At 54.4% G+C, this 26,795-nt stretch carries 23 protein-coding genes; 7 read left to right on the forward strand and 16 right to left on the reverse strand.

All coding sequences use genetic code 11. The annotated features are described in order from the left end of the window. Positions 1 to 10: 10 nt before the first annotated feature. The 3 genes from Y71_RS04475 to uxuA form a co-directional block, all read right to left on the reverse strand. Positions 11 to 1,213, reverse strand: coding sequence for an MFS transporter (locus Y71_RS04475; RefSeq protein ID WP_035942072.1), 1,203 nt, complete (start codon positions 1,211 to 1,213; stop codon positions 11 to 13). A 194-nt stretch (positions 1,214 to 1,407) separates the two neighbouring features. Beyond that, positions 1,408 to 2,742, reverse strand: coding sequence for a gluconate:H+ symporter (locus Y71_RS04480; RefSeq protein WP_007370289.1), 1,335 nt, complete (start codon positions 2,740 to 2,742; stop codon positions 1,408 to 1,410). Positions 2,743 to 2,803: 61 nt separating this feature from the next. After that, positions 2,804 to 3,871 (reverse strand): mannonate dehydratase, encoded by a 1,068-nt coding sequence (gene uxuA, locus Y71_RS04485; RefSeq protein WP_007370290.1) that lies wholly within the window; start codon positions 3,869 to 3,871, stop codon positions 2,804 to 2,806. 386 nt (positions 3,872 to 4,257) lie between these two features. Between uxuA and cspE the strand changes: the two genes are divergently transcribed. Both cspE and ymcF read left to right on the forward strand, forming a co-directional pair. Beyond that, positions 4,258 to 4,470 (forward strand): transcription antiterminator/RNA stability regulator CspE, encoded by a 213-nt coding sequence (gene cspE, locus Y71_RS04490; protein WP_035887590.1) that lies wholly within the window; start codon positions 4,258 to 4,260, stop codon positions 4,468 to 4,470. A 9-nt stretch (positions 4,471 to 4,479) separates the two neighbouring features. After that, positions 4,480 to 4,668: a cold shock small protein YmcF gene (ymcF, locus tag Y71_RS04495; RefSeq protein ID WP_071532013.1), complete on the forward strand. Its 189-nt coding sequence runs from the start codon at positions 4,480 to 4,482 to the stop codon at positions 4,666 to 4,668. Positions 4,669 to 4,711: 43 nt separating this feature from the next. Here ymcF and Y71_RS04500 read toward each other — a convergent pair whose 3' ends face one another. Next, entirely contained in the window at positions 4,712 to 5,491 is a 780-nt protein-coding gene (locus Y71_RS04500) for a helix-turn-helix transcriptional regulator (protein ID WP_007370293.1), read from the reverse strand. A gap of 108 nt (positions 5,492 to 5,599) precedes the next feature. On the opposite strand from Y71_RS04500, the gene Y71_RS04505 reads away from it, so the two are divergent. Continuing rightward, positions 5,600 to 6,361, forward strand: a complete 762-nt coding sequence (locus Y71_RS04505; protein ID WP_007370294.1) for a class I SAM-dependent methyltransferase — start codon at positions 5,600 to 5,602, stop codon at positions 6,359 to 6,361. A 36-nt stretch (positions 6,362 to 6,397) separates the two neighbouring features. Here the strand turns inward: Y71_RS04505 and Y71_RS04510 are convergent, their stop codons facing one another. Then, complete coding sequence (locus tag Y71_RS04510) at positions 6,398 to 7,279, reverse strand: alpha/beta fold hydrolase (RefSeq protein ID WP_007370295.1); 882 nt, start codon at positions 7,277 to 7,279, stop codon at positions 6,398 to 6,400. Between the two features lie 137 nt (positions 7,280 to 7,416). On the opposite strand from Y71_RS04510, the gene Y71_RS04515 reads away from it, so the two are divergent. After that, complete coding sequence (locus Y71_RS04515) at positions 7,417 to 7,998, forward strand: CGNR zinc finger domain-containing protein (RefSeq protein WP_007370296.1); 582 nt, start codon at positions 7,417 to 7,419, stop codon at positions 7,996 to 7,998. A gap of 131 nt (positions 7,999 to 8,129) precedes the next feature. Here Y71_RS04515 and Y71_RS04520 read toward each other — a convergent pair whose 3' ends face one another. Continuing rightward, the gene (locus Y71_RS04520; RefSeq protein ID WP_007370297.1) at positions 8,130 to 9,197 is read right to left on the reverse strand and encodes an SDR family oxidoreductase; all 1,068 of its coding nucleotides are present in this window, start codon (positions 9,195 to 9,197) and stop codon (positions 8,130 to 8,132) included. A 101-nt stretch (positions 9,198 to 9,298) separates the two neighbouring features. Between Y71_RS04520 and Y71_RS04525 the strand changes: the two genes are divergently transcribed. Both Y71_RS04525 and Y71_RS04530 read left to right on the forward strand, forming a co-directional pair. Next, a complete protein-coding gene (locus tag Y71_RS04525) occupies positions 9,299 to 10,207 on the forward strand; it encodes a LysR family transcriptional regulator (RefSeq protein ID WP_007370298.1) in 909 nt (302 codons plus the stop codon). Between the two features lie 88 nt (positions 10,208 to 10,295). Further along, positions 10,296 to 11,417: a ribosomal protein uL16 3-hydroxylase gene (locus Y71_RS04530; RefSeq protein ID WP_007370299.1), complete on the forward strand. Its 1,122-nt coding sequence runs from the start codon at positions 10,296 to 10,298 to the stop codon at positions 11,415 to 11,417. 42 nt (positions 11,418 to 11,459) lie between these two features. On the opposite strand, the gene Y71_RS04535 is transcribed toward Y71_RS04530, so the two are convergent. Together Y71_RS04535 and Y71_RS04540 are read right to left on the reverse strand one after the other, a co-directional pair. Beyond that, positions 11,460 to 12,269, reverse strand: a complete 810-nt coding sequence (locus Y71_RS04535) for a hypothetical protein (RefSeq protein ID WP_007370300.1) — start codon at positions 12,267 to 12,269, stop codon at positions 11,460 to 11,462. A gap of 195 nt (positions 12,270 to 12,464) precedes the next feature. Then, a complete protein-coding gene (locus Y71_RS04540) occupies positions 12,465 to 13,145 on the reverse strand; it encodes a nitroreductase family protein (protein ID WP_007370302.1) in 681 nt (226 codons plus the stop codon). Positions 13,146 to 13,600: 455 nt separating this feature from the next. On the opposite strand from Y71_RS04540, the gene Y71_RS04545 reads away from it, so the two are divergent. Continuing rightward, positions 13,601 to 14,026 (forward strand): hypothetical protein, encoded by a 426-nt coding sequence (locus Y71_RS04545; RefSeq protein WP_007370303.1) that lies wholly within the window; start codon positions 13,601 to 13,603, stop codon positions 14,024 to 14,026. A 2-nt stretch (positions 14,027 to 14,028) separates the two neighbouring features. Here the strand turns inward: Y71_RS04545 and oxyR are convergent, their stop codons facing one another. The 8 genes from oxyR to bcsA all read right to left on the reverse strand — a co-directional run bounded on the left by oxyR (position 14,029) and on the right by bcsA (position 26,781). Continuing rightward, on the reverse strand, positions 14,029 to 14,943 hold the full coding sequence (gene oxyR, locus Y71_RS04550) for a DNA-binding transcriptional regulator OxyR (RefSeq protein WP_007370304.1): 915 nt from the start codon (positions 14,941 to 14,943) through the stop codon (positions 14,029 to 14,031). A 212-nt stretch (positions 14,944 to 15,155) separates the two neighbouring features. Further along, complete coding sequence (locus Y71_RS04555; protein ID WP_007370305.1) at positions 15,156 to 16,166, reverse strand: family 8 glycosyl hydrolase; 1,011 nt, start codon at positions 16,164 to 16,166, stop codon at positions 15,156 to 15,158. Positions 16,167 to 16,209: 43 nt separating this feature from the next. Further along, complete coding sequence (gene galU, locus Y71_RS04560; protein ID WP_007370306.1) at positions 16,210 to 17,139, reverse strand: UTP--glucose-1-phosphate uridylyltransferase GalU; 930 nt, start codon at positions 17,137 to 17,139, stop codon at positions 16,210 to 16,212. Between the two features lie 35 nt (positions 17,140 to 17,174). Continuing rightward, on the reverse strand, positions 17,175 to 18,134 hold the full coding sequence (locus Y71_RS04565; RefSeq protein ID WP_007370307.1) for a sensor domain-containing diguanylate cyclase: 960 nt from the start codon (positions 18,132 to 18,134) through the stop codon (positions 17,175 to 17,177). Positions 18,135 to 18,180: 46 nt separating this feature from the next. Continuing rightward, on the reverse strand, positions 18,181 to 18,642 hold the full coding sequence (gene bcsD / locus Y71_RS04570) for a cellulose biosynthesis protein BcsD (RefSeq protein WP_035887601.1): 462 nt from the start codon (positions 18,640 to 18,642) through the stop codon (positions 18,181 to 18,183). A 12-nt stretch (positions 18,643 to 18,654) separates the two neighbouring features. Next, the gene (locus tag Y71_RS04575; RefSeq protein WP_007370309.1) at positions 18,655 to 22,353 is read right to left on the reverse strand and encodes a cellulose biosynthesis protein BcsC; all 3,699 of its coding nucleotides are present in this window, start codon (positions 22,351 to 22,353) and stop codon (positions 18,655 to 18,657) included. Continuing rightward, positions 22,350 to 24,674: a cellulose biosynthesis cyclic di-GMP-binding regulatory protein BcsB gene (gene bcsB, locus Y71_RS04580; protein ID WP_007370310.1), complete on the reverse strand. Its 2,325-nt coding sequence runs from the start codon at positions 24,672 to 24,674 to the stop codon at positions 22,350 to 22,352. The genes Y71_RS04575 and bcsB overlap by 4 nt, the downstream gene beginning before the upstream one ends. After that, positions 24,664 to 26,781, reverse strand: a complete 2,118-nt coding sequence (bcsA, locus tag Y71_RS04585) for a UDP-forming cellulose synthase catalytic subunit (RefSeq protein ID WP_007370311.1) — start codon at positions 26,779 to 26,781, stop codon at positions 24,664 to 24,666. The genes bcsB and bcsA overlap by 11 nt, the downstream gene beginning before the upstream one ends. Positions 26,782 to 26,795: the final 14 nt, after the last annotated feature.

Below are 26,795 nucleotides of genomic sequence, written 5' to 3' on the forward strand. Positions count from 1 at the left end.
CCCTTCATCGTTACCGTCGGTAGCGAATCAGTACGGCCATTACCAGCACCAGCGCCATAAACGACACACTGTATAACGCTTGTGCTGCTCCCCATTTTTCGGACAAAAACGCCGCCGTCAGCGTTGCCAGAGCCGCACTCATCGCCTGCCAGCGCCACGCTTTTGCGCTGGCGGCAGAGACCGACTCTTCCGGGAATGTATGCAACAAACTGAAGGTTCCAAGAGCGAATACGACATTCGACGCCAGATGCGCCAGAAAGATCATCACCAGCGCAGCAGCCGTCCATGCCGATAATCCCGGCAACAGACAATAGGCGGCAAGAAAAGCCAGCAGGCAACAGAGCAGATAACGATTACTTGCGGCGTACTGTTCCAGCCGGTTGGCCTTCAGCAGTAGTGGACCGCACAGTTGCCCCAGGCTGCGGGCAAAAATTAGCGGCAGCGCCAGCCCGGCGGCGGTATCTGGCTGAGTTTGCTGTATCAGCGCGGGCAAGAGTGCCATCGCAGGCGCGCCAACGGCGGCAAGAGCAGGCAACATAAGCAGGCTTCGTTGCTGCAAGGTGGATAACCTGCTCCAGCTCACTTTGTGACGCATCTCTTCTGCATCCCCCGGGGGCAACCGTAAATAGCGAGAGGTGATGCCTAACAGTGCGATCGCCAACACAAAACTTGTGGCATCGATGCCGAGCAGGACGAGCGGCGACATTCTGCCGAACAGCAAAACGCCAATCCCGGTTCCGAGCAGAACCTGCGCGGCGAAGATCACGGTCTCCATGCTGGTCGCCGCGGGCAGTTCCGCAGTACTTAAACCACGTTTGAACACCAGGCTCATGGCGGGCCAGGATAACCCGGCGACAAACGCTTCGATGGATTGCAAAGCCAGAAGCGCGGGGATGCTGTGTGCCAGCAGACCGTAAAGTGGTAGCAGTAAACCGGCCAGTCCCGCCAGCTCGCTTAGCAGCAGTAAACGCAGCGGTGAAACATGGCGGCATAAACGCTCGCCGAGGAGGCTGCCAAAAAAACCAGGCAACGTCGCCAGCATATAGGTGAGCGTGAGTGTCGCTGGAGAGGCGTGCCAGCGCAGAAGCTGGCCCAGAATAATGGTCTGCGTCAGCCCATTACCGACAGAAGAGAAAATATACGCGCAGCCGAAAAGGCACAGCCAGCGGTGCTGGCGTAGTGCCTGCACTAATACCATCAATAACGTCTTCATTGTTAACATCTCAGGCAAACAGAACTCTGCGTACAGCATGCGCTGCACGATGAAAAAAGTGTGTTTACAACGAGATGTCGTTACATTGGCTGGCCGGGTTGGATGTTATTGCTGATAAACGTAGCATCCCGAATGGCGAATGAGAAGGGCAGGTTATTGTGATGGGGACTTCCCTTTTCCCCTAAGTGCAAACGTCAGGCGATAAACAGGCTAAGCAGCAGCACCATGCCTAACCCGACAACCGAGTTAATCAGTTCCAGCAGCCCCCAGGTTTTAAAGGTATCTTTCATGGAGATGCCAAAGGTTTCTTTAAACAGCAGGAAGCCGCCGTCATACATCAGCGTAATGGTGTTACTGCCGCAGGCGACAGCCAGGCACATCAACGCCGGGTTTAAATGAAAAGCGCTGACCATCGGCGCGACGATGCCTGCGGAGGTAATCGCCGCAACGGCGCCTTGCCCGGTCAGAATACGGATGATGGCCGTGATGATCCACGCCACGATAAACGGTGACAGCGGGACGTTACTCATAATGTCCACGATATGATTGCCAACGCCGGAAACCACAATCACCTGCTTCAGGATCCCTCCGGCGCTAATCACAAACAGGACGTTGGCAATTTTAGCAATCGCATCGCTGACGCAATGGGTTACTCCGTCCGGCGTCATGCCGCGCTTAATGCCGAGAAACCAGATTGCCGCAAGCGTTGCAAGCAGCATACTGATTTCCGCGCTGCCGAAAAAAACACAGACCTTTACCAGCTCCGAGCCAGCGGGCATCAGACCTTTTACCAGCGAGGCCACAATCATCAGTACCGCCGGGATCAGCGGAATCAAAATACTGATGCTAAACGGCGGCAGATCCTGGGCTGTTTTTTCCTCCACGGGTTTTAGCAGTGAATTTAGCGGGATCGTTTTGATTCCCGGTAAATATTTCGGTAATAAAATACCTGCACAAAACAGCGCCGGAATAATGACCAGGATGCCATACAGATAGACCTGCACAATATCGGCATTAAACGCACTGATCAGCGCGACCGGTCCTGGCTGCGGTGGGAACAAACTGTGCCCCATGGTTGCGCCGACCACCGTTGGCACAACCAGTTTCATATAGGGAATATGGGCTTTTTTGGCGATGTTTAATACCAGTGGCATGGCAATCAGGAAAGCGACTTCATAAAACATGGCGATGCCGAAAATCACGCCAATAAACATCAAACCGACGGTGAGGAAACGTGTGCCGCAGTGCTCAATAACACTATCGGCAATCCTCTGGCTGGCACCGGATTCGGTCATAAATTTACCGATAATCGCGCCGAACAAAATAATAAGTGCAAGATGGCCGAGAATACTGCCCAGACCGTCCTGAACGACAGACACAATTTTATCGAGTGGAATACCTTCCATGATTGCGACAAATATACCTGCAATCAGTAGCGCGAAAATATTGTGAAATTTGTATTTCAGGTTCATAAGAACCAGAAGTGCAATACCTACCAGCACCCAGAATAAGGCTAACAGCGGGGACATAGAGAATACCTTACGGATTGGCTATCAAGAAAAGCCGGTGGAACCACCGGCCCGAATAAAATTAGTTTTGTTTTTCGAGTGCTTCCCAGAGACCGTGTAAATAGGTTACGCCGAGCGCCCGATCGTAAAGACCGTAGCCTGGCCGACCGGTTTCGCCCCAGATGAAACGCCCGTGATCCGGACGGATGTAACCGTCAAACCCGTTGTCATGCAAGGCTTTCATGACCTCGTACATATCCAGCGAACCGTAGCGGGATAAGTGCGCGGATTCATAGAAATCTTTATCTTTAATCAGTTTGATATTGCGCACGTGCGCAAAGTGAATACGTTTTCGGCGTGTAAATTCGGCCAGGATTTGGCACACGTTATTTTCGGGATCCTCGGCAATCGAACCGGTACATAAAGTAATACCGTTGGCTTCAGAATCGACTGCATTACAAATCCAGTCGAGATCGTCACGATTTTTAACGATGCGCGGAAGACCAAAAATAGAATACGGCGGATCGTCCGGATGAATCGCCATTTTAATACCGACTTCTTCACAGACCGGAATAACGCGCTCAAGGAAGTAAACCAGGTTTTCACGTAATTTCTGGTCATCAACATCTTTATATTTGGCAAACAGCTCTTGTACTTTCGCCAGACGTTCTGGTTCCCAACCTGGAAGCGCAAAGCCGTTGGAATTTTCCAGCACCTCTTTAACCACTTCATCCAGCGTTTTATCGATGCCTTTCTTTTCGAACGCCATCGTCAGCGAGCCGTCCGGCAATACGTAATTCATCTCGGTCTTCATCCAGTCAAAAACCGGCATAAAGTTGTAGCAGATGACTTTTATCCCTACTTCTGCAAGGTTGCGGATGGTTTGCTGGTAATTGGCAATCAGCCGATCGCGGCTGGGGAGACCGATCTTAATATCGTCATGAATATTAACGCTTTCAATGACTTCCATCTTAAGCCCGGCATCACGGACTTGCCCGGCAAGCGCGTTGATTTTCTCTTTTGGCCATACTTCACCTACCGGCACATCGTACAACGCTCCTACTACTCCTTCGACGCCCGGTACCTGGCGGATATATTCCAGTGGGATTTTGTCTTCAACTGGCCCAAACCAGCGCATTGTCATTTGCATGCTCATTGCACCTCTAAAAGAAAACACTCAACTACCATACTAGTATTTATAGTAACGTTTGCCTGTGCCTGGTTTTGCGATCGGCTTCACACATAAGCCGTTTGGTTTGCGGTTGCTGGCAAGAGAGTGCCCGATGTGTTTGGTTATGTTGGTGAAAAAGGGCGCTGACAAATTTTTTAAAATTAACGCTTGCGAAATAAGTGCAGCCATGAGTTAATGCGTCGTCGGTTTGATAAATCATTATCTCCAGTAGTTCACTAAAGTCTTTCTCATCTCTAAGTACCTCCTTGCTACTTCTTTTTGGGTCTTCGCTTTACACTCTGATAAAAAATAATGTCTCAGACCATTACTGCCGTATTCGGCGAACAAAAAAGAAGGTAACAAGCATGTCTACTAAAATGAACGGTATCGTTAAATGGTTCAACGCTGAGAAAGGCTTCGGTTTCATTACTCCGAAAGATGGCAGCAAAGATGTATTCGTACATTTCTCTGCTATCCAGAGCAATGCGTACCGTACTCTTGAAGAAAATCAAGAGGTTGAATTTACTATCGAAAACGGCCCGAAAGGTCCGGCTGCGGCCAACGTGGTTCCGCGCTAAGGATTTACCATTACGAATCGTATCCATTTTCGCTGCCCGTGCTGCCACGGGTCGCAATACCGAATTTCCAGTTTTGATGTCACTGAGAAAAACCCGGTCGGTGCTAAATGTATTTTTTGCAAATCTGCAATGAACACATTTGATAATATCGCCGCGTTTTTCCAGGCCGGTTCGAATACTGTCGAATTCCGTAAATAAAAAAAAGCAGGTCAGATTTCTGATCTGCTTTTTTTATTCTGCATTATTCCGCCATTAACATAATCATTTTGATCGCGCGATTACTGGTTAATTGCCAGGTCATCTGCCGGAAATGCAGCTCCCCCTGCTGCGGATGATGAAAAACGCGTTCGCCGCCTTCGCGCACCACCACCTGCTGGCGCGACCAGAAAGTGCGAAACAGTTCGCTGTCGTTACTCAGACTCTGCACTAAATGATTCAATCCCTGATCGTGCGGATAGTGCATCGCATCGGCACGCAATTCTGCGACAATCCGGCTGGCGCGCGTCTCCCAGTCAACCACCAGCGTTTGCGCAAGGGGATGACGAAACATAAAACTCATCATATTCGGCTGGGTATCCTTATCCAGCCAGCCGCTAAATAGCGCTTCAGCGGGCGTATTCCACGCTACCATATTCCAGGTTACATCCAGCAAATAACAGGGGCACTGCACCTGATTCACCGTCGCCAGCACCGATTCTTCCACGGTAATGACATGCTCTTCCTGCGGATCGTTTTGCAGCGCCAGGTGGAACAGATACTTCCGCTCCGCCTGCGTCATTTTTAATACGCCAGCAATATTGGACAAGGTTTGCGGTGACACGACAATGTCGCGCCCCTGTTCAATCCAGGTATACCAGGTGGTGCTGATACCGCTGAGCTGCGCCACTTCTTCCCGGCGTAATCCACGGGTGCGCCGCCGACCTTGCGCCGGCAGGCCAATATCGGCCGGCGCGGTTTTTTCCCGCTGTGCACGTAAAAAGGCGCCGAGAGTTTTTGGCCCGGCAAAGAGAGTATTTTCCATGGTGGTACTCATTAATACCAGTATAAGTAGCCATATTGTACCCCTATAAAGAGGGTCGTATAGTCGGCAAAGAGCAAATTTTTGTCGAGCTAAAAAAGGAACAAGAGAATGGCGGTCAATCATCATGAATTAACGAAACAACAGTTTGGCGACCAGGCGCAGGCCTACCTCACCAGCCAGGTTCACGCGCAGGGCGCAGATTTGGTGCGGCTGGCGGAGTGGCTCAGTGAAAATCCTGCTGCCGCAGTTCTGGATCTGGGCTGCGGTGCCGGGCATGCCAGTTTTGTCGCGGCTGGCGTCGTCCGTGAAGTGACGGCTTACGATCTGTCAGAAAAAATGCTCGACGTGGTGCGCCAGGCGGCCCGCGATCGTCAACTGAGCAATATCAACACGGTACATGGCGCGGCGGAACAATTGCCCTTTGCCGATGGCGCGTTTGATGTGGTGATCAGCCGTTACTCTGCTCATCACTGGCATGATGTTGCGCTGGCGCTGCGTGAGGTGAAACGTGTGCTGAAGCCTGGTGGTAAATTTATCTTAATGGATATCGCCTCGCCGGGCCGTCCGGTGCTGGATATCTGGCTGCAAACTATCGAAGTACTGCGCGATCCGTCTCACGTGCGCAACTACTCGGCGGCGGAGTGGCTGCAAATGACGCAGCAGAGCGGGATGACGGTCGATAAGCTGTTAACCGATCGCCTGGCGCTGGAATACAACTCATGGGTTGAACGCATGAAAACGCCGGAAGTATTGCGTGCGGCAATTCGCTTTCTGCAACAGCAAACGTCGGAAGAGGTGAAGCAGCACTTCCTGATCGGCGAAGATGGCTCGTTTACGTCGGACACCATTATGTTCCAGACTCAGGCCTGACAATCTGCGCCCACGATAAGTGGGCGCACACTTTCCTTAGCCCAGCGCCTCGCCGATGACTTCGCGAATGCGTTGTGCGATGTAACCGGCATGGGTTTCCAGCGCGAAGTGGCCAGTATCGAGCAGTTCGACCACTGCGTTTGGGTTATCGCGTTTCCAGGCTTCAGCCCCCGGCGGAATAAAGAACGGATCGTGTTTGCCCCAGATAATCAGCGCTGGTGGCTGCCAGGCGCGGAAGAAAGCCTGAAATTCCGGATAACGTTTCAGGTTATTGGCATAATCCAGAAACAGATCCAACTGGATCGCTTTATTGCCGGGCCGTTCCATCAACAGGGCATCCAGTTGGTAACCTTCTGGCGCAACCTGCGCAGGATCGCTAACGCCGTGCAGATACTGCCATTTCGTGCCTTCTAAATGCAAAATCGCATCATTCACCGCCTGGCGGTTTTCGGCTGTGGGTGCATCCCAGTAAGCGCGTACTGGCGCCCATGCATCCCCTAATCCTTCCAGATAGGCATTACCGTTTTGCGAAATGAGCCCGCTGATGCGTTCGGGGTAATGCAGCGCCAGACGCAGGCCGGTCGGCGCGCCGTAATCAAAGACATACATCGCAAAACGTTGCAGATCCAGCGCATCGACAAAAGCCACCATCGTCGCAGCCAGCGTATCAAAACGGTAAACATAATTCCGTTCGGCGGGCACTTCCGTAAAACCGAAACCTGGCAGATCCGGAGCGATGATGTGGAACCGATCCGCCAGCAGCGGGATCAGCTCTCGATACTGGTGTGATGAGCTGGGAAAACCATGCAGCAGCAAAAGTACCGGGTTACCCGGCGTACCTGCTTCACGGTAGAAAACCCGGACGCCATCGGCGTCAACGAACTGATAACGAACAGGGAAATGGGTGTTGCCAGCCATATCAATACCTCACTTGAAACCGTTTAAATTGAATTTAAGGGGTTACGTCGGGATTGAGTATGGTGGATTAATGTAACTGTGTAAAATTAATTTTATCGGTTACAATGACGAAATGAATACCTTACTGGAGTCGCAACATGGCAGCACCCTCGACAACAGGTACCGAAGGCCCGTGGTTTATCGCCGAGCAAGGCGCGCTGGACTTTATCAATACGCAGGCCTGGGCGGAGCAAGGCACGCACGACTTTTGGCAGTCCGATGAGGATGTCAAAAACTGGTTGCAACAGAGCGGGCAGGGAACACTGTCAGACACCTTTATCGCTAAACCGGGAGAGCTGCTGGCTGAAGCGCGTAAGTTGCGCGCGTTGATCCTGCAACTGGTAGAAGAGAAAAAAAACGGCCATACGCCGTCGCTGGCGCAGCTTAACGATTATCTGGCGCAGGCGCAGAGCTATTTGCAGGTGAATACTGACGCCGAAGGCGCGTTACAGATCCAGCGTTTGTATCAACGGGATACGCCGCTACGGGCGCTGGCACCAGTAGCAGAGCAGGCGGCAGAGCTAATCACACACGGGCAATTTGAGTATGTTCGCCAGTGCGAGCATCCGGAGTGCATACTCTGGTTTTACGACCGCACCAAAGCGCATCGCCGCCGCTGGTGCAGCATGGCGCTGTGCGGCAACCGGGCGAAAGTGGCCCGTTTCCGTGCCAAAAGCTGAGAGCCAGCCAGCAAATTTTTCATCGGCAATAGTGCTGATATTGAGGTGTACGGTCAGCATCAATAACCCGGCTTACTCGCCAAACTTAGCCGACACTGCGCCCGGAGCGCGTTGCGCCTCCGGGCATTGTCTTAGCGCGGAATAATATTTTCCGCTTTCAGGCGATCGAACAACGCGGTGAACGCATCCAGCGTGCTGCGATAACCAGTAAAGCCCGCTTTGCGGCTTTTGCTCATATCGGCGAACGCCTCCATTGGACGACCAAGATCGGCGTCGGTATGCCACCAGGAGGCAAGTTTGCTGATATCCGCTTCGCGCAAATGGTATTTCGCTGCAATCTCTGTCCACGCGGCTTGCGCATCCTGCATTCTTCCTTCCAGCGGTTGCATGCTTTCCGGGTAGGGCGCAGATTCAATGGCAAAATAAGCAGCCAGCCGAGGCCAGAGCCAGTTCCAGCGGAAAACATCGCCATTAACGGCGTTAAAATCTTCATTTGCCGCGTTTTCGCTTTGCGCCGCCCAGCTCAGTTGTTCTGCCAGCAGGCCAGCGTCCGTCACGTCCGACACGCCGTTCCACTGCTCCGGCGAGCCGGGGAAGATAAACGGCCAGCCTTTTTCACGACAAAGTGTGGCGTAAACCGCCAGCGTCAACCCCATATTCATAGCATTGCCGACGGCATAACCAATGATGCTGTGCGGGCGATGAACACTCCAGCGATAGCCATATTTTTGCGCCCCGGCGAACACTTCATCCTCCTGGGCATAATAGAAATTCTCCACATCCTGGCGGCCCTGTTCCTCGCGAAACGGCGTGACCGGAACATTGCCCTTGCCATAGGCCTCGAACGGGCCGAGGTAGTGTTTCATGCCAGTGACCAGCGCCACGTGTTTCCCGGCCAGCCGTTCACCCAGCGCTGCAATAACATTTTTCACCATCGCACCATTGACGCGAATATTGGCTTTTTCGTTTTCCTGGCGTGCCCAGACACTGAAAAACAGCGCATCCGGCTGCTGCGTTTGAAGCGCCGCAGCCACGGCTGCCGCATCGGTCAGATCCGCCGTCAGGCTGATGCAGCCTGCGGGGACAGCGCCGCGCCCGCGTGACAATCCGCAAACCTGCCACCCTTCGCTGAGCAGTTGTTCGGCCAGTGCGCGGCCAATAACGCCGCTGATGCCGACAATTAATGCTTTCTTCTGCATATGAATGTTCTCCTCTATCGTGATGAGTACAGACTAATGAAGAATTTATTTCTTATCTCTGGTATTAATTCACACTATTACTGACCTGAATTCACGAATCTATGCGCGACCAACGTCTTAAAGATATCATCCCCTTTGTCGCCTGCGTCGAAGCAGGGAGCTTTACCGCCGCCGCCGAACGGCTGCATCTGACAGGGTCGGCGATCAGTAAAAGCGTCGGTCGTCTGGAGGCCCGGCTGGGTTCGCGGCTGCTGGAGCGCACCACCCGGCGGCTGGAGTTAACCGACGCCGGGCAGGCTTATTACCAGACCTGTCTGCGCATTCTGGAAGACCTGGCGGAAGCCGAATCGGTGCTGGCGGCGCACCGCACCATCCCTTCCGGTCGTTTGCGGCTGGCGGTACCGAATACTTACGGACGGCTGGGCGTGATGCCACTGCTGATCCCTTTTTGCCAGCAGCACCCGGAGATCGAACTCAGCCTGACCTTTTCCGATCGCTTCGTCGATCTGTTTGAAGAGGGCATCGACGTTGCCGTGCGGATCGGCCAAACCTCTGAACTGCCCGCCTCGCTGGGGTGCCGACACATTGGGCGCGAAAAGATGGTGTTTTGCGCATCGCCCGATTACCTGCAACGTGAAGGCATGCCGCAGGATGAGGCACAACTGTTGCGGCATAAAGCGATCCTTTACGAGCGGGTCGATGGCAGCAGCAAACCCTGGATCTTCACCACCGCCGACGGCTATCCGGAGTGGCGCACGGTGCCCTGGCGCATGGCGCTGGGCGATGTTGATGCGCAGGTGCAGGCGATTTGCGCCGGGCTGGGCGTCGGCCAGTTGCCCACCTGGCTGGTGCATACGCAATTGCAGCGCGGCGAGCTGGTAGTGATCCTGCCACAGCATCAACCGGAGGGGCTGGCGCTGACCCTGGTGTGGCCGCGACGCAAGCAGCTACTGCCGAAGGTGGATGCGTTACTTGCGGTGTTGGGCCAACTGGATATTGCGCCATCATAAGTCCTGCATGCGCTTGACCAATGACAAGGCGGGCAACCCGTCGCGCTCTTTATAATCTGCTGGTGTCCCTTCTTACTGGTGTGAATCCATGGCTTACCAACTCAACCTGAACTGGCCGGAATTTCTTGAAAAATACTGGCAAAAGAAACCTGTCGTTCTGAAACGCGCCTTCCCGGACTTCGTTGATCCGATCACGCCTGATGAACTGGCTGGTCTGGCGATGGAACCGGAAATCGACAGCCGCATTGTCAGCCACAAAAATGGGCAATGGCAGGCGTGGCATGGCCCCTTCGAGGAGTTTGATCATCTGGGCGAAACCGACTGGTCGCTGTTGGCGCAGGCGGTAAACCACTGGCACGCACCTTCCGCCGAACTGGTGAAGCCGTTTCGCGTGTTGCCGGAGTGGCGCTTTGACGATCTGATGATCTCTTATTCCGTACCGGGCGGCGGCGTTGGTCCGCATATCGACCAGTACGATGTATTTATTATTCAGGGGATGGGCAGCCGCCGCTGGCGCGTGGGCGATAAGTTGCCGATGCGCCAGTTTTGCCCGCATCCGGCGCTGCTGCACGTCGATCCTTTCGAGCCGATCATTGATGAAGATCTGGAGCCGGGCGATATCCTCTACATTCCGCCTGGATTCCCTCACGATGGTTTCACTCACGAAGCGGCGTTCAACTACTCGATCGGTTTTCGCGGGCCGAACGGTCGCGATCTGATCAGCAGCTTTGCCGACTACGCACTGGAAAACGATCTCGGTAACGAGCACTACAGCGATCCGGATTTAACCTGTCGTGAACATCCGGGGCGGGTGGAAGAGTATGAACTCGATCGCCTGCGCGGCATGATGATCGACATGATCAACGATCCGGTTCATTTCAAACAGTGGTTTGGCAGCTTTATTACCACGCCGCGCCATGAACTGGATGTGTCGCCCGAGCCGGACGACTACAGCGCCGACGAGATTGTTGCGGCGTTGCAGGAAGGGCAGGTGCTGACTCGCCTGAGCGGGCTGCGAGTACTCCATATCGGCGACAGCTTCTTTGTGAACAGCGAATGCCTGGAAACGACCGAGCCGCAGGCCGCCGACGCGCTGTGCCGTTATACGGTGATCGGGCAGAAAGAGCTGGGTAACGCGCTGGACAACCCGGACTTTGCCGAAGAGCTGGCCTGGCTGGTAAATCAGGGCTACTGGTTCTTCGACGAGTAAGCTACGCCCTCCGCGCCGCGCCTGGCCGCGGAGGGTTTTCTGTCAGGCGCTTTCGCCGGAGCAGACCAGATGGTCGCTCTTGATGTGGTACATCTCCAGATCTTCACGCAGGAAAAAGGCCATCTCCCACGGGTTTTTCTCGATAAACGCTTCACGAACTTGCAGAAATAATGGGCTGCCGTTGGGAATTAAAAATGCGCGGCCTTCAAAGGTGGTGTAATTCCAGTGAATGGCGTTCTCGAAAATATAATTTGCACGCTCATCCATGGCGAAAAGGCAGCGGTTATCTTTTTTCAGCACTTTCGATTTAAATGTCTCAGGGAACGTGATTAAAAATATGTCGTTATCTGAAGACGAAAGAAAAGCCAGCACCGTCGTATGCGGTTGTTCCTGCGCGTGGGTAATTAATACGCCGACTTTATTATGATGATCTTTTATTTCCAGTGGCGGTAATGCCGTTAATGTAGTGAACGGGACCAGCGTATCGGCGCGCGGATCGTCCGGGTAGCGATAGCCCGTTTCTTTAATATCGATAACCTTCTTAAAGCCGTGCAGCAACTGGCATTCCCGCGGCGCCAGCACCACCCAGTCGCCATCAATGGCGATCACCCGTCCTTTGTAAGAACTACGGTATACGGAGATGTTGGCGTCAAATTCGTCAACGCCGGTACGGTTATCAAGATGGACTGTGGCAAAATCATCAACGGCGAGCTGGTGGCCGTTATGGAAAAAAACGCGTAATGAATTATCGCTGTTCGGGTAAGTGGCGCAAATATTAACGGTAATCTTTTCGCCGCAATAATAAGCCAGTACCCCCAGCACCTGTTTACCCAAAATGCTTTGCAGGTTCATGTTTCTTCCTTCTGCAATGAATAATGAAATTAGAAATATCTTATCCGACGAAATTAACTCAGCAACCACAAAAAGAGGGTTTCGCTTTGTGCGACAGGCTGTGCTGAATATTTACCCTAAAAACAAAATAGCTGCCCGCAGGCAGCTATTTACAGCGAATTATCTGGCGACGATAAAACGCCTGTCGTCATCAATCTAGGTTTTCTCATCGGCGGGCGCAATGATGCTGCCGAAGTTCATCTCCGCGCGCAGTTTCCAGCTCGGCGGAATATTCCATGTCTCGCGCACATCCTGATCGATCAGCGGGTTGTAGTGTTGCAGGTTAGCGCCAATGCTTTTCTCTGCCAGCGCCAGCCAGACGGCATACTGGGCAATACCGCTGCTCTGTTCTGACCAGACAGGGAAGTTATCCGCATAGGCGATGTACTGGCGTTGCAGCGCGGTCACTATTTCCTGATCTTCAAAAAACAGCACCGAACCGGCAGCGGCGGTAAAGCCGTCGAGTTTGTCGGAAGTGGCGTGGAAACTTTCTGCCGGGATCACTTTACGCAACTGTTCGCGCACCAGCCCCCAGAAGCGATCGTGCTCCTTGCCCAGCAGGATCAGCGCGCGCGAACTTTGCGAATTGAACGCCGATGGCGCCTGGCGAATCGCCTCTTTAATGGTATCGATCACCGTCTCTTCCGCGACCGGCAGATCTTTGCCCAGCGTATAAATGGTGCGCCGTGCTTTAGCCAGCGCCAGAAAATCTTCCGCCGCGACACTGGCAGTCCAGGAAACACGCTCCGCTTCCGGCAGCGTCGGCGGCGTGGTGGTCTGCGGCACGCTCTCTGTGCGGGCGAGCGTAGACTTCAAAATTTGCTGAAACGGATCCATGAGTCACTGTTCCTGTTGTGAGCGGCAAAGGGAAAAATATCAGGTTATCAGAGCACAGGATCTCACCCATTGATGCAGCAAATAGATGGAATAAAGCGCGGTATTTGTCGGTAAAAACGCCTCGTGCGGAATCCGTTTGCCGATAACGTCATCAAGCTTGCAGATGGCGGGGATAGATTTTCACGTAAATAATGAAATAAGTGCAATAACCCTGGAGGTGAATCGATTAATGGTGTGGTTTAATTTATGGAATAAATCAAAAAGGCTATTTTAGATCGATGCCATCAATAATTGGTTGTAAAATAACCCATTGCTTTATATGATTTTTTTTAAGATTTAAGACAATCCGCATGGATCATTTTCATTTTATTCTCTATTTTAAATAATAAGCCTAAAGTATTTTCCGCACGGGTCGATGAATATAGTTTGCTACCCGCCAGGCATTGAGGGAAAAAATGAACGCTGAATCGCACGGTCACGATCTTACGTCGAGTCTGACTCCGCTTGCGGAGGAAAACACCTCGATCCCGCCGTTCGTGAAAACCATCGCAGTGCGCCTGAGCTGGGCCTGTTCGCTGGAGGAGGCCGACGTTTATCGCCAACTCTCTGCGCCCTGGTATCAGGGAGTCGTAACGGAGGAGGATAAACAGCAACTGCTGGTTCATTTTCCGTTTATGGCCCCTCTGCATGCGCCCGCCTCGGTGGCGGATTACACCATCATGCTGGTAAGCCTGTGGCTGAATATCGAAGAGATGTACCACCGGGGGACGTTATTACCGGAAGAATTAATGCAGGGGCTGATAAAAAAATCGGCAACCTCGCAGGCGCAAGATTGCCGTCATAATCGCGATTCCGTCGCCGCTTCAGCGCCGCGCCGTTAGCATTACGCCATCGCGTTATAGTCGATCAGGTAGCGCTCCATATAACGTGCGATCGCATTACGCAGAATTTCATATTTCTTACGCATTGGATCGCTGCGATGAAATATCAACACCACTTTACGTTTCGGTTCCGGGCTGACACAGCGGATATAACGAATATTTTCGTTGCTCCCTTGCTGGGTCGAGAGCAACGGGAAGAAGGACACGCCGCGATTAAACGCCACGCCGCGCCGCAGGGTTTCCAGGTGCATCGCCACAAAACGTGAATCCGGTTCCAGCTCGAACTGATAACAGTAGCGCAGCACCTGGCTGTGCAGACAGTTGCCATCGTCAATCATCAGAATCTTATTATTTTTCAAATGCCCCATATCGATTTCGTTCATGCGCGAGTAGGGGTGTTGATGGCTGACGCCCAGCACCAGCGGCTCGTCGAACAGCGGCAGTTCAACGTATTTACTGGTGTCTTTATTGGAAGTCATGATCGCGCATTTGATGGTGTCGGACTCCAGCATATACAGCAACTGGTTGGTCTGCGCTTCGTGGATCTCCAGCTCAATTTCCGGGAAATTCTCGCGGCAAACGGCATTCAAATGGGAAAAAATATAGGGTGCCAGCGTCGGAATAATGCCGACATCCAGCGTCTGCATCAGGCTCTGATAGTGGCTGCTGCTGGCCATATTTTTCAGCGCTTCAATCTCCCGCAGCACCACCTGGGTTTGCTCAACCAGCCGCAGCCCGGTTTGCGTAAAGCGGATCTTGCGCGTCGTACGTTCCAGCAGTTGTAAACCGAGTTCGTTTTCCAGTTTACGCAACTGAGCGCTTAACGTCGGTTGACTGACGTTGCAGGCTTCAGCGGCGCGCTGAAAATGTCGGTGCTTCGCCAGCGCGACAAGATACTCAAGATTACGGATGTTCATTATGGTCCCCGGGGCGCAAATTTCCGCGTAGTTGAGAGCCCACCTGTAGCAACGTGTTGTGTAAATGACGTCTTATTATTTTCAACTCTGTCATCAGGTTTCCCCCTCATGCCTGTACATGAGATTTGATGGTTTTTATTATTGCTTTCACTTTCAGCGGCATCCTGCCCGACTCCGGTGCACTCCCGCGCCGGACATTGCGTGTAATACCACTAATGCGTCTTCAACGAAGCCGCAAATAACGACAACATATGTAATGCGGACAAATAATAACCTTCACCCGAACGCAAAGACGTTTCCATCTGTGGATAGTCGCCCATGGTTAAATCACGCACCGCCAGAATGCCGCCAGACATCGGATAACTTGCCCGTTCGTTGTCTGAGACATCCACCCACGCGGGCGTGTCATTGCGAGTGTAGCCCGCCCAAAAATGACGGAAATTTTCCATCGAATGTTGCTGCGCATCGCTGAGGCTTAAATAAAGCGGAATGCGAATCGCATCGTAGCTGAATCTTGCCGGCCAGTTCGCGGCTGGCATGACTTCACCACTATTCTTAACAAAAATCCAGTCGCTGGGCAGTTGGCTCTTACCAAAACGCGCTTTATTGAGTAATTCGAGGCTCGATTTCTTCAGTTTTAACCAAATATTGTTATGCCGTTGCTGCCAGAAACTCTCCCAGGCCGGAAAAACAAAATAGGATGGGTTGAGAATATACCCATCGTCTTTGGTAAACCCAGTGAGGCCCGGCAGGAGTAATGTCCGGGAATCCTGTTCAATCACCAGGCAGTTGATAATTGCATCCTGAATATTTTCCGAGGCAGTGAGATAACTCTCATCGTGCCATTTATTGCCCGCCAGCAATAACGCCCAGGCGATCAATGTGTCGCCGTCGCTGGCGTTATTATCGTCCGTCACTTTGCGTTCGCGTGGATCGTAGCGCCAGGCAAACAGCCACAGCGATGGGCGTAATAAGGTGTTGCGCGTCCAGCGCCACACTTTTTCAAATGTGGCGGGATCGTCGTTAACGACGGCCAGTAACATGCCATATCCCTGACCTTCCGAATGGCTAATATCGCCATTTTCATGGTCGATAATGCGGCCATCCTGACTCAGGTAGTTCTGTTTAAACAGCCCCCAGTTGCTGTCCTGACAGCGGGCTGAAAAAGCGGTCATGGCCAGCGACAATAGCAGGCACGGCATGAGCCAGGTGGTTCTTAACATGAGACATCCTGTGGTGAAAATAGGGCAGTTACCGGCTCAGTCGTTATACCGCTTCGGCGATGCGTTCAACGGCGTCAGCCACGGGTTTTAACGTCAATTCGTGCTGCAACCACTGGCGGAAAGCCGGGCCGGTCGCGCCGTGACGTAAGCCGTACTCCACAAAAGCTTTCATATAGCCAATCTTGTCGCCGCAGTCGTGAGATTTACCGGTCAGGGCGTAAGCTTCTACAGGCGCGTTCTCCAGCAGCATCGCGATAGCATCGGTCAACTGGATTTCACCGCCTGCGCCGATCGGCGTTTTACGCAGCAGCGGCCAAATCGCTTTTGAAAGCACATAGCGGCCAACCACCGCCATGTCGGACGGCGCTTCGTCAACGGCCGGTTTTTCCACCATGCCTTTTACCAGACCAAAACCACCTGCCGGGAGGTTCATGCCGCCGCAATCCACCACGCCATAGCGGGAAACATCTTCGTGGTTAACGGTTTCAATCATTAACTGGCTGGCGCCCGTCGTGGTGAAGCGATCGATCATTGCCGCCAGGTTATCCTGCGACAGATCGCAACGGCTGTCGTCGATCAACACGTCCGGCAGCAGCACCACGAAGTCGTTATCGCCAATTAGCGGTTCCGCGCACAGCACCGCGTGGCCCAGACCTTTGGAGTGCCCCTGGCGCACATGCATAATGTTCATGCCTGCCGGACAGATAGTCCGCACCTCTTCCAGCAGCTGATTTTTCACGCGCGATTCCAGCAGCGACTCCAGTTCAAAAGAGGTATCGAAATGGTTTTCGATGGCGTTTTTGGAAGAGTGCGTAACCAGTACGATTTCGCGGATCCCGCAGGCGTAACACTCCTGCACGATATACTGAATAAGCGGCTTATCCACGATCGGTAACATCTCTTTCGGGATAGCCTTGGTTGCCGGAAGCATACGCGTACCGAGCCCTGCCACTGGGATTACAGCCTTTAACATAATTGTTTCCTGTTATTTATTTTGCTGTTTAAAAATCAACACACAATGCTGTTGATGATGCCACCCGATTCATTTACGCCTGGAACCTGGTAGTTAATAAAATCATCACCGCCTCGCGCCTTCACTTTATAAAGGGCGGTATCAGCGGCTTTTAAAATAGAGGAAAAGTTCGGCCCGTGTTCCGGATAACTGGCAACACCAATACTCACCGATAATTCCACGGTTTGTTGCAGGTAATGCAAATACATCGGCTGGCGCGTGGCTTCGACAATTAATTGCAGCACGCCGCGACCGGCAGGTTCGTCAACGCCATCAATATAGGTGAGGGCGAATTCGTCACCGCCAAGCCGGCCAAGCAGTGTGGTGCGGGAAATACACTGTTTTACCCGGCTGATAAAGCAGCGCAGCACTTCATCGCCTGCCGCATGCCCCAGATCGTCGTTAATATTTTTAAAGTTATCGAGATCCAGTATCGCCACCACAATCTGTGCGCCGCGCGCGTTAGCGGCACGGATTTTTTTGCGGCTACGAATATAGTAACCCTGGCGATTCAGGGTTTTGGTTAATGCATCATTGTGCGCACGAAAATGTAATTTCTCGCGGATCGCCATATGCCGGGTAATATCAAACCCCAGCAGGATAAAGGCAAATATTTCACCCGTTTCATCGCGACGCGGCATTAAGCGGGTATCAAGCCAAAGCATCTCGCCGTTTTTTTTCTGCTGCGATATTTCGCCCTGCCAGTTATCACCGGTTTTTTTCGCAATACTAATCGCCATCGCCAGTGAAATAGCAACCGTTTCATCCGTCGACTGAAACAATACTTTGCCCAGCACCTCATCACGACTGAAACCCGTTAATTGATAGAAAAACGGACTGGCGTGAATAAGCTGGCCGGAGGTATCGAGAACCAGCGAAACAAAGGCATTATCCTCCATATAATTAACTGCCTCGATTTCAAGTTTCCTGCCTGAAACCATGATTTCATTAAACATGATGGTCACCTGATCGTTGATATAGGGTGGATATGCCTTTGCGACGTCATTCGTTAATGGCGTAGCGGAAAATCAGCACATCTTCGGTGGCGTTATCCTTCCAGCGCACCGGCACCTGATTGCCCGCGCCCTGTGACACCAGCCACTGCGAATACGCGCCTTCCAGCACATAGGCGCTGGCGCGACGCCAGCCCGCTTCGTCACGGTATTCCGGCGCATGCGGCCACGCGCAGTGCAGCAGGATCAGTTCGCGCTGGGCGGGCGCCATTTTGACAAAGCCCCAGTTGAACAGCTCCAGCACCCGGTTAATGCTCGCTTCCAGTTCGTTCACCGTGGCGGCGCCATCAATGGGATACCACTGGGCCATCATCTGGCCGATACGTCTCAGGGCTTCGGGATCTTTATCACCCCGGCCTTCGGTGTATTCGTTAAAAAACAGATACACCAGGTCATGCCAGCCAGCCTGATAATTGCGTTGTAAATAAGTGTCCTGATTGCTAAACATCATCTATCCCACGGGTTATTTGTCTTGATCGACGTAATATTTGAAATACACCAACGCCTTGCCTTCGTTATAACTGCCGAAGGTGTCGTACCCTAAGTTCGCACCGAGAGCCAGGTTGTTGCTGAGGTGGTAACGCGCATCCACGCCCAGCGTATAGCCAATGCCGTTTTTCGAAGTGGCTTTGTAGACAGCGTCCACATCGTCATCGTCGCTGGCGTAACTGTTTAATTCTGATTGCAGGCTACTGTGGCCCGGGAAGTAATCGCTTTTATCCTGCTTATAAGACTGATAACCCACTGCGCCATTGAGCGTCAGATCCCAGTCGTTAATGTGGCGCGTCAGCGTCACCGGCAGCGATACCGCCATAAAATCTTGCGGGCTGAAGTAACCGCCCTGGCCGAGGGTGTAGTAGCTCAGGTTGCGGTCAAAGTTCATATAGTTGACGTTCACCCCCACTTTCAGCTCGCTGTCGCTGGTTTTCCAGGGCCGCAGATAGCTGCCCGCCTGCGCGGTGACGGCGTGGTTGGTCGGCACATTTGTTCCGACGTAGGTATCGAAGCCCAGACGGGTATAAAGCCCGATCAGGTCGTTATCCCAGGCGTACTGCGCCGAAACGCCGTTACGGGTGATGCCGCCCCAGCTTTCACCGGTGCTCTTATCCTTTACCCCAACATACGACAGCAGGCTGTCGGTGACGGCACGGCGTTCTGCTTTCAGGTTCAGCGAACTGTTCTGCGTCAGTTTCGGGTTCCACTCCACGCCGCCCACCAGACGGGTGAACTCGCCGCCGGTCGGTGTGCTGCCAACATCCAGTTTGTAGCTGTCACCGCTCAGGCTGAGGCTTGCTGCCACGCCGTTTGCCTGCTGTGAACCCTGGCTGGAGGCGTTGGTTGAAGTGGTCGTTGTGCTGGTACTGGCCGCCGCTTCTGCCAGTTTCTCCGCATGTTCCAGCGCCCCGGAACCGAAGCGGTTCGCCGCCTCACCGGACATCTCGCCAGCGTTTAGCGATGTTGGCGTGATGTTCAGGCTCAGGCGCGTGCTGTCGCCCACCGCGCCCGAAAGGATCAGCGGTGCCTGCACTTCATCCAGCGCGCCAAGACCCGATTCACCATTACGGCTACGCAATGAAACGCCGCCGCTGGTCCAGGTGGCACTTTTCTCTTGCAGATCGCGCATCATGGTGTTGATGCCGCTCATTGCAGTGAGCTGCGCCTGACGCGTTGGCGACGGCAGCGACATCACCGAACTCAGTTCATCGCTATCGTCATCGCCGCCCTGTTGCAGACGCCACTGGGCAGTGCGCAGCAGCGACATCGCCCGCTGATTTTCACCGTTGGCCGCCGCCACGCGCGCGGCCAGCAGCATATAATCGGCATCCTGGCTCGGCTCCAGCCCGGCAAAGGTTCGCCGCGCTTCGTCGTTATCGCCGCGGGCCAGCGCCATATTCACCATTCCGGTCAGCGCTTGCTTATCCCGTGGCGATTTTCGCAGCACGTACTGATAGATTTCCGTGGCTTTGTCATCCATATGATCGGCCTGGTAGACGCGCGCCACGGCCAGCAACAGATCGGTATTGGTCGGATTGTTTTGCAGTTCCGGCATTAACAGTGACCAGGCTTTGCCGATTTGCCCCTTTTCCCGCAGGCGATCGGCGCGAACGATCAAACCGCCTAAGCGGATCGCGCTCATCTCCTGCTCGCTGGCACCGTTCTGCAATACCGGCGCATTCAGCAGGCTTTCGGCTTCAGCAAACTGCCCGGCCTGGTTCAGCACGCGGATCTGCCCGGCATAATCCAGTACCGAACCGTGTAACCCCTGCGCCTGGCTGCCGCGTACCAGTTGCAGCGCGCCAGCGCTGTCGCCGCTCTGCATCAATAACTCAGCAAGACGGCCCGCATCGACCGGCGATTGCGGCGGATTACGTTGCAGAGCCAGTAACGAGTTGCGCGCCGCGGTCGCATTGCCAAGACGCAGATAGTTGCGGGCAATATCCAGTTGTTGGTTGATCTGCACGCGCGTGTACAGTGCGGTCATATCGGCGCTGTAACTGCTGCGCGGCACGCGGGCGAGCAGGCTTTGCGCGCGCGACCAGTCGCTCTCTTCGGCGGCATAGACCGCAGCGGCATACAGCGCTTCTTTATTGCTGCTGTCGCGTTGCGCCACGCCAGACATTAACGCCGAGGCCTGCTGTTTCTGGCCCGCTTTGCGCAGCGCGCGGGCGTAATCGAGTTGCAGCCAGACATTGCGCGGGTATTTGCCGGAGGCGTTTTGCAGGATCTGCATCGCCCGTGAGCTGTTTCCGGCCTGCAACGCGGCCTGCGCGGCTTTGCGTTCGTTGTCGCCGTTATCGCCAACGGCGGCGTAACGGGTACGCAGACTGGCGGGCAGGGTTTGCAGCATGGCGTCTGCTTCTGCCTGTTTATTCTGCTGCTTCAGCACCCACCACAAACCCGTTCTGATATCGGTATTCTGTGGACGCTGCGCCAGCAACTGGCGGTACTCCTCTTCGGATTGCGACAGCTTGCCCTGACGCCGCAGGATATCGGCCCGCAGCATACCCGCCGCCTGCTGCTGGTTTTCATCGTGGCTGTCGGCGCTCTGCAAACTTGCCAGCGCCTGGTCGTAGCTGCCTTTCTGGCTCAGGCTACGGGCCTGGCCCAGCGCGGCGTAGAAACGGGCGTTATCGGCATCTTTTATCCACTGCGCGCTGTTCTGGTTACTGGCATCTTCTTGCGCCGCACGACGCAGGAATTTCTCGGCATCGGCAAAGTTGTTCTGCCGCAGTGCGACATAGCCCATCCCGGCCAGCGCGTTGCCATTATTGGCGCGGGTTTGCAGCGCTTCGGAGAAGCGATCTTTGGCGCTGCCGAGATCGCCGCCGTTCAATGCATCAAAGCCCGCTTTGGTGGCATCGCCTTCCACGCTTTTACGGTAGTGATCCATTGGTGCACTGTCTTCCGGATGGCGCTGCGCCCAGGCAGTATACGCTGGCAGATCGCTGGCTTTGGCATCCAGCCACAGCAGCGCTTGCTGCAAGGCTTTGTCGGCGCTTTTATCATCGGCAGCCAGCGTGCTGAGCAGGGCGATCCCTTCCCGGCGCGTGGATTCCTGATAAGTGAGCGCCATCGCCAGCGCCTTTTTCGTTGGCTCATCGTCCGGCATCACGCTGGCACGCTGACGCATGGCGGCGACTGCCTCGCCCCAACTGGCGCTGTCACCGGCCATGGTCTGGTAATACTCCAGCGCCACGTCATCCGGCGGCGGATTGCCATTAAATAGCGCGCGCCAGGCGGCAATGGACTCTTTAATCTGCCCACGGCTTGCCAGCTGACGCGCCGCGTTGAGTTTATCCTGCGGGATATTGCGCAGAGTGTTGGCGCTGGTCAGCGCGCTCAGGCGCGGGTCCTGCGGCGAAATATCGGCGATTTTTTTGCGCCACACTTCCGATTGCTGCACGTTGCCTTGTTGCAGTTGATAAAGCGCCATCAGATACATGGCATCGATATTCTTATCATCCGCAGCCAGCACTTTTTGCAGCGCATCGATGGCCATATCGTCGTGCGCTTTGCTGTGCCAGTAGCTGGCCTGCGCCAGCAATTTTTTCACTGCGGCCGCATTCGCGCTGGCGTCAGCGGTATCGGCAGCAGCAGGATGGCTGGCGCCCACCAGGCACAGCAGGTAAAAAGCCTGCGTCAGTTGTTTACGCGTATTCATTTTTTTGTTTTATCCTGCAGGCGTTGTTGGGCGTGGCGCTGAAGTAGGGTGAACAGCATCGGGCCGGAAACCGCAGCAATCAGGCAGGCAAGGGCGACCAGCCAGAAAATATGCTCGCTGGCAAACCACAAAATTTTCATATAACCGGGCAGGTTGCCGCTGGTGAATTGCTCGCCCACCCGCCAGCTTTTGATCTCCCCGGCGCTATTAACGGCGGTGAAATCGCCCCCGGCGATGGAGAGAAAGGCCGGTTTGTTCATGTCTTCCGCCAGTTGCGAAAGCTGGTGGTTGTCGGTCGCTGTCGCGACTACCACCACGCGCTGTGCGTTCCACGGCGAGCGCATGCTCAGCAAGCCGCGCCACTGATTGTTGTCGCTGAGATACTCAGCCGCATCCATATCCGTGCGCGCCTGATCGCCGCGCAGCAGCGATAACACGCGGCTTACGGCACTGGCGGTTTTCACTTCCAGCGTATTTTCATTCAACGCAAAGGCGCTGTTTTGCAGCAGCGGATTCAGCATCTCGCCGTTGCTCAGGCTGCCAATCGCCAGCACATCGCTGTCGGCCAGCTGCTGTTGCGCCTCTTCCTGTCCGGGCAGGCCGGTATAGAGGTGTAGATAGTTGGCGGTAACGCCCGTGTCGCGCCCGGATTGTGCCATCAGGTTCAGCAGCACGGTGGCGTCATCAACCGTAGGGTGCGCAGGCATCAGTACCGTGGTTTGCGCGAGGTCAGCATGGCGCGTGAACGGGAACATTGCGCCGCTGAACCACGCTAGGTTCGGCAGCTTGCCGAAGTGCCATGCGCGGCTGAAATCGAGCGTTGAATCACCGTCAATCCGGCTCTGGATGTTCTCATCCGCCATGGCGTTGCAGGGAGCGTTTTTCTGCGGTTTCAGGCCGAACCAGAAACCGAGTTGATTGCTGCCGAGAATGGCGCGCGGATCGATGTTGACCACTGCGCTCTGCTGGCGCTGCGATAAACCGAGCATCGACAGCACCGGCGCCAGCATTCCCTCTTTGCTGACCGGCAGACGTTTAAGGAACTCGCCGTTCAGGCTGACGTTGAGGAAGGAGTCCTGATCGTCAATCCAGTTTTTCTGCGCAAAGCTGTAGTTGAGGTGCAGCGGTACGGAGGAGCCATCCCACAGGAACAGATCCGGCGCGGTACGAAACGGCAGACGGTTCTCGCCGTGCCAGACGCCGTGGGCAATCAGCGCGCCCTCATCCGTCAGCAGCGAGCGCACGGCAACCGGGTGTTCAGTGTTGATCCAGCGCGGCGCATCGTAGGCGGCTCGCTGGGCGATTTTCAGCGTCGGCACATCCAGCGTGTCGCTGTCTGGCAGCGCCGGTAATGTCAGACGCCACGCCGCCTGGCGTAGCTGCATCTCGTTGTGGCCGCTAATGATCAGCAATTTCCAGGCCGGGTTTTGCGGGTTATCAATCACCTGCAACGCTGCGCCGTTGGTTTCCGGCAGGGTGATGCCGCCAATGGTCTGGCCCGGTTTGCCAATCAGAATGCCGTTGCCGACGGGCAGGGCATCGTACTGCACGTCAAAGCGGCTGGGTTTGCCGTTGCTTAATGCGCCAAACTGCGAGGCGACAATCGCTGACGCGGTCAGCACGTCCGCATCTGGCGTCGCCGGGTAAGCTATGCTGATCGCCAGATCTTTGGTCTGTTTGATATCGACGAAGGGGCGCGGGAATGTGCCCAGCGTTTTGCGAACGTTCAGCCACAATCCCTGATAGTTCAGCGACGATTCTGGCTGTAACGTCACTTTATAATCTGCGGGCAGCGGGCGCTGGCAGCTCCAGACATTATTAATAATGTCGTCGCCGGTTTTCAGCTGGAAGCTGAGGTTGTTGCTGGACGCGACCATCGAGGCCGGGACATCCAGTTGCCAGTAACCTTTATCCTGCTGCAACTGATCGAGCGGGATGGCGCCCAGCGGCTGACCATTCAGCATCAGTTGCAGGTTTTCGCCGCTGACATCGCTGCGGTTGACCTGCACATTCAGACTGATATGTGCGTCGGTGATCACCAGATCGCCCGGCAGGTTGAACGACACGCCGTTTTGCAACTGCTGACCGGAGAGCGTCAGCCCGCCGGTTGCGCCCATATCGCCAAAGCTCAGGGTGCTGGTGATATTCTGGTTGCTGGTATTCGCCGGAACCATCTGCTGCGGCTGCGCAGGCGTTGTTCCTTGCAGCGAAAGCGGTGTCGGCAGCGTCGGCGGCGCGTCGTTATCGCTTGAGAGCGCAAACGCCGGGGTATTCACCGAACAGGCAAGCAGGGTGGCAAGTGCGATAGGCTTACAGCGCATTGTTAACCTCTTCCTGCTTTTTCGCGACGACCTTCATCTGGCTGTTAAAACCGCCCGCCATTTTTTTGCGACCGAAAAACAGCTCAAACACACACTGCAAAATCCCCAGAAAGGAAGCGAGTGGGCGATCCGGCGCATGCGGCGGACGATACCAGGCATCGGCGCGGGAAAGCACCACGCGGACCAGCTTGCGGCGTTCGCTCAGCGGCAGCGTGTCAAACTCCAGACGAATATCGCCGACGCCGGTACCCGCAGAGAGAATAGGCACATGGGCAATCTCACCGCCCAGACCCAGTTCGATACGGACCGGAGTTTTGCTGCTCAGATCTTCCCCTTTCACCAGCGCCACGCGCGCGCCACCCATCGAGATATCAAAGGTACGGGTCTGCATTTGCGAGCCGTCGGAAAAGAGCACGGTCACCGGCAGGCGGGCGTAAATACGGATGGTTTTGCGGATCTGTTTGGTCTCTTTCGCCACGGCAATCGAGGCCAGCAAAATGATGGTACTGAAAGTGCCCCACGCGATATTGAACAGAATGACGCGCGGATCGATCCCGGCGTAGTCGTGCATGAAGTAGCGCACGCCCACCCAGATCATGCTGCCGACCATCAGTAGCGTGGTGATGATCAGCGGGCGTACGGTGTGAGAGTCGAAGTAGTCGCGGTCCGTCAGATCGCCTTTGTCGGTCACGTTGAATTTCCCCAGCCGCGGTGAAATCAGGCTCAGCAGTGTCGGCAGGATCAGGTGGAATGCCATCACCGTTTCGTAAATTTCGCCCCAGAACGCGTAACGATAACGCCCGGTGATGCGCGAGTTCACCATCGTGGAGAGCACCAGGTGCGGCAGCACGTAGGCAAAAATCAGCGTCGCTGAGGAGGAAATAATGTTGAGGTTGAACAACATAAACACCAACGGCGAGGTGAGGAACACCACGCGCGGCAGGCCATACTGGAAGTGCAGCATTGCATTAAGGTAACAAATGCGCTGGGTCAGCTTCAGGCCGCGCCCGAGCAGCGGGTTATCAATACGGAAAATTTGCGTCATGCCGCGCGCCCAGCGAATACGCTGGTTCACATGCAGCGCCAGCCGTTCGGTTGCCAGCCCGGCCGCCAGTGGGATATCAAGGAATGCTGTGTTCCAGCCGCGACGCTGTAATTTCAGCGCGGTGTGGGCATCTTCGGTCACCGTTTCTACCGCAAAACCGCCAACTTCATTTAACGCGCTGCGACGGATCACCGCGCAGGAACCGCAGAAGAAGGTGGCATTCCAGTTATCGTTCCCTTTCTGTACCGGGCCATAGAACAGCGCACCTTCGTGCGGAACGCGTTTTGCTGCCGTCAGGTTGCGTTCAAACGGATCGAGGGAGTAGAAGTGGTGCGGCGTCTGGATTAGCGCCAGTTTTTCATCGCGGAAAAACTCGCCGACGGTAGCCTGCAAAAAGACGCGGGTGGCAACGTGGTCGCAATCGAACACGCAAATCAGCTCACCCTGGGTGAGGGTCATGGCGTGGTTCAGGTTGCCCGCCTTCGCGTGGCTGTTATCCGGGCGGATGATGTAATGGACGCCCGCTTCGGCGGCGAAATCGCGGAATTCATCGCGTTTTCCATCGTCAAGAATATAGACTTTGACCTTGTCCTGCGGATATTCAATACACTGCGCCGCCAGCACGGTATCGCGCACGACATCGAGACTTTCATTATATGACGGCACATAAATATCGACCGTCGGCCAGGTGGATTTATCCGGCGGTAATGGCGCAATAGGGCGTTCTAATGGCCAGGCCATTTGAATATAACCGAGCAACAGAATCGTCCACGAATATATTTCTGCCGCAAACAGCAAGCTGCCGAGCAGCATTTCCAGCGTTGAATCGAAATGCAACGTTGTGGTGGCGCGCCACCAGATATAGCGCGTGGACATCAGTACCGAGAGTGTCAGCATTGCTAACACCGCTTTTTTTCCTTTCACCCGCCCAAGAATTAATACAACAGCCATCACGCTCAGGCCAAAGAGGTATTGTTTATCGCTGTTCATCGGTGTGATGACCACCAGCAGCGATAATAAAAGTAGTACCAGCGTGAAAATAAATCTGATGATTTTTTTCATGTTTATAATCTTGC

Origin of the sequence: Kosakonia radicincitans DSM 16656, from assembly GCF_000280495.2 — a bacterium.
Lineage (GTDB): Bacteria > Pseudomonadota > Gammaproteobacteria > Enterobacterales > Enterobacteriaceae > Kosakonia > Kosakonia radicincitans.

Excerpts from the sequence above, each read along its gene's own strand:
- Y71_RS04475 (WP_035942072.1), bottom strand. The coding sequence starts at position 1,213 with ATGAAGACGTTATTGATGGTATTAGTGCAGGCACTACGCCAGCACCGC.
- Y71_RS04510 (WP_007370295.1), bottom strand. The coding sequence starts at position 7,279 with ATGGCTGGCAACACCCATTTCCCTGTTCGTTATCAGTTCGTTGACGCC.
- Y71_RS04545 (WP_007370303.1), top strand. The coding sequence starts at position 13,601 with ATGAACGCTGAATCGCACGGTCACGATCTTACGTCGAGTCTGACTCCG.
- Y71_RS04520 (WP_007370297.1), bottom strand. The coding sequence starts at position 9,197 with ATGCAGAAGAAAGCATTAATTGTCGGCATCAGCGGCGTTATTGGCCGC.
- cspE (WP_035887590.1), top strand. The coding sequence starts at position 4,258 with ATGTCTACTAAAATGAACGGTATCGTTAAATGGTTCAACGCTGAGAAA.
- oxyR (WP_007370304.1), bottom strand. The coding sequence starts at position 14,943 with ATGAACATCCGTAATCTTGAGTATCTTGTCGCGCTGGCGAAGCACCGA.
- uxuA (WP_007370290.1), bottom strand. The coding sequence starts at position 3,871 with ATGCAAATGACAATGCGCTGGTTTGGGCCAGTTGAAGACAAAATCCCA.
- Y71_RS04480 (WP_007370289.1), bottom strand. The coding sequence starts at position 2,742 with ATGTCCCCGCTGTTAGCCTTATTCTGGGTGCTGGTAGGTATTGCACTT.
- Y71_RS04530 (WP_007370299.1), top strand. The coding sequence starts at position 10,296 with ATGGCTTACCAACTCAACCTGAACTGGCCGGAATTTCTTGAAAAATAC.
- Y71_RS04575 (WP_007370309.1), bottom strand. The coding sequence starts at position 22,353 with ATGAATACGCGTAAACAACTGACGCAGGCTTTTTACCTGCTGTGCCTG.
- Y71_RS04555 (WP_007370305.1), bottom strand. The coding sequence starts at position 16,166 with ATGTTAAGAACCACCTGGCTCATGCCGTGCCTGCTATTGTCGCTGGCC.
- Y71_RS04535 (WP_007370300.1), bottom strand. The coding sequence starts at position 12,269 with ATGAACCTGCAAAGCATTTTGGGTAAACAGGTGCTGGGGGTACTGGCT.
- Y71_RS04500 (WP_007370293.1), bottom strand. The coding sequence starts at position 5,491 with ATGGAAAATACTCTCTTTGCCGGGCCAAAAACTCTCGGCGCCTTTTTA.
- bcsD (WP_035887601.1), bottom strand. The coding sequence starts at position 18,642 with ATGATGTTTAGCAATCAGGACACTTATTTACAACGCAATTATCAGGCT.
- Y71_RS04525 (WP_007370298.1), top strand. The coding sequence starts at position 9,299 with ATGCGCGACCAACGTCTTAAAGATATCATCCCCTTTGTCGCCTGCGTC.
- Y71_RS04565 (WP_007370307.1), bottom strand. The coding sequence starts at position 18,134 with ATGTTTAATGAAATCATGGTTTCAGGCAGGAAACTTGAAATCGAGGCA.
- bcsB (WP_007370310.1), bottom strand. The coding sequence starts at position 24,674 with ATGCGCTGTAAGCCTATCGCACTTGCCACCCTGCTTGCCTGTTCGGTG.
- galU (WP_007370306.1), bottom strand. The coding sequence starts at position 17,139 with ATGTTAAAGGCTGTAATCCCAGTGGCAGGGCTCGGTACGCGTATGCTT.
- Y71_RS04505 (WP_007370294.1), top strand. The coding sequence starts at position 5,600 with ATGGCGGTCAATCATCATGAATTAACGAAACAACAGTTTGGCGACCAG.
- Y71_RS04540 (WP_007370302.1), bottom strand. The coding sequence starts at position 13,145 with ATGGATCCGTTTCAGCAAATTTTGAAGTCTACGCTCGCCCGCACAGAG.
- Y71_RS04515 (WP_007370296.1), top strand. The coding sequence starts at position 7,417 with ATGGCAGCACCCTCGACAACAGGTACCGAAGGCCCGTGGTTTATCGCC.
- bcsA (WP_007370311.1), bottom strand. The coding sequence starts at position 26,781 with ATGAAAAAAATCATCAGATTTATTTTCACGCTGGTACTACTTTTATTA.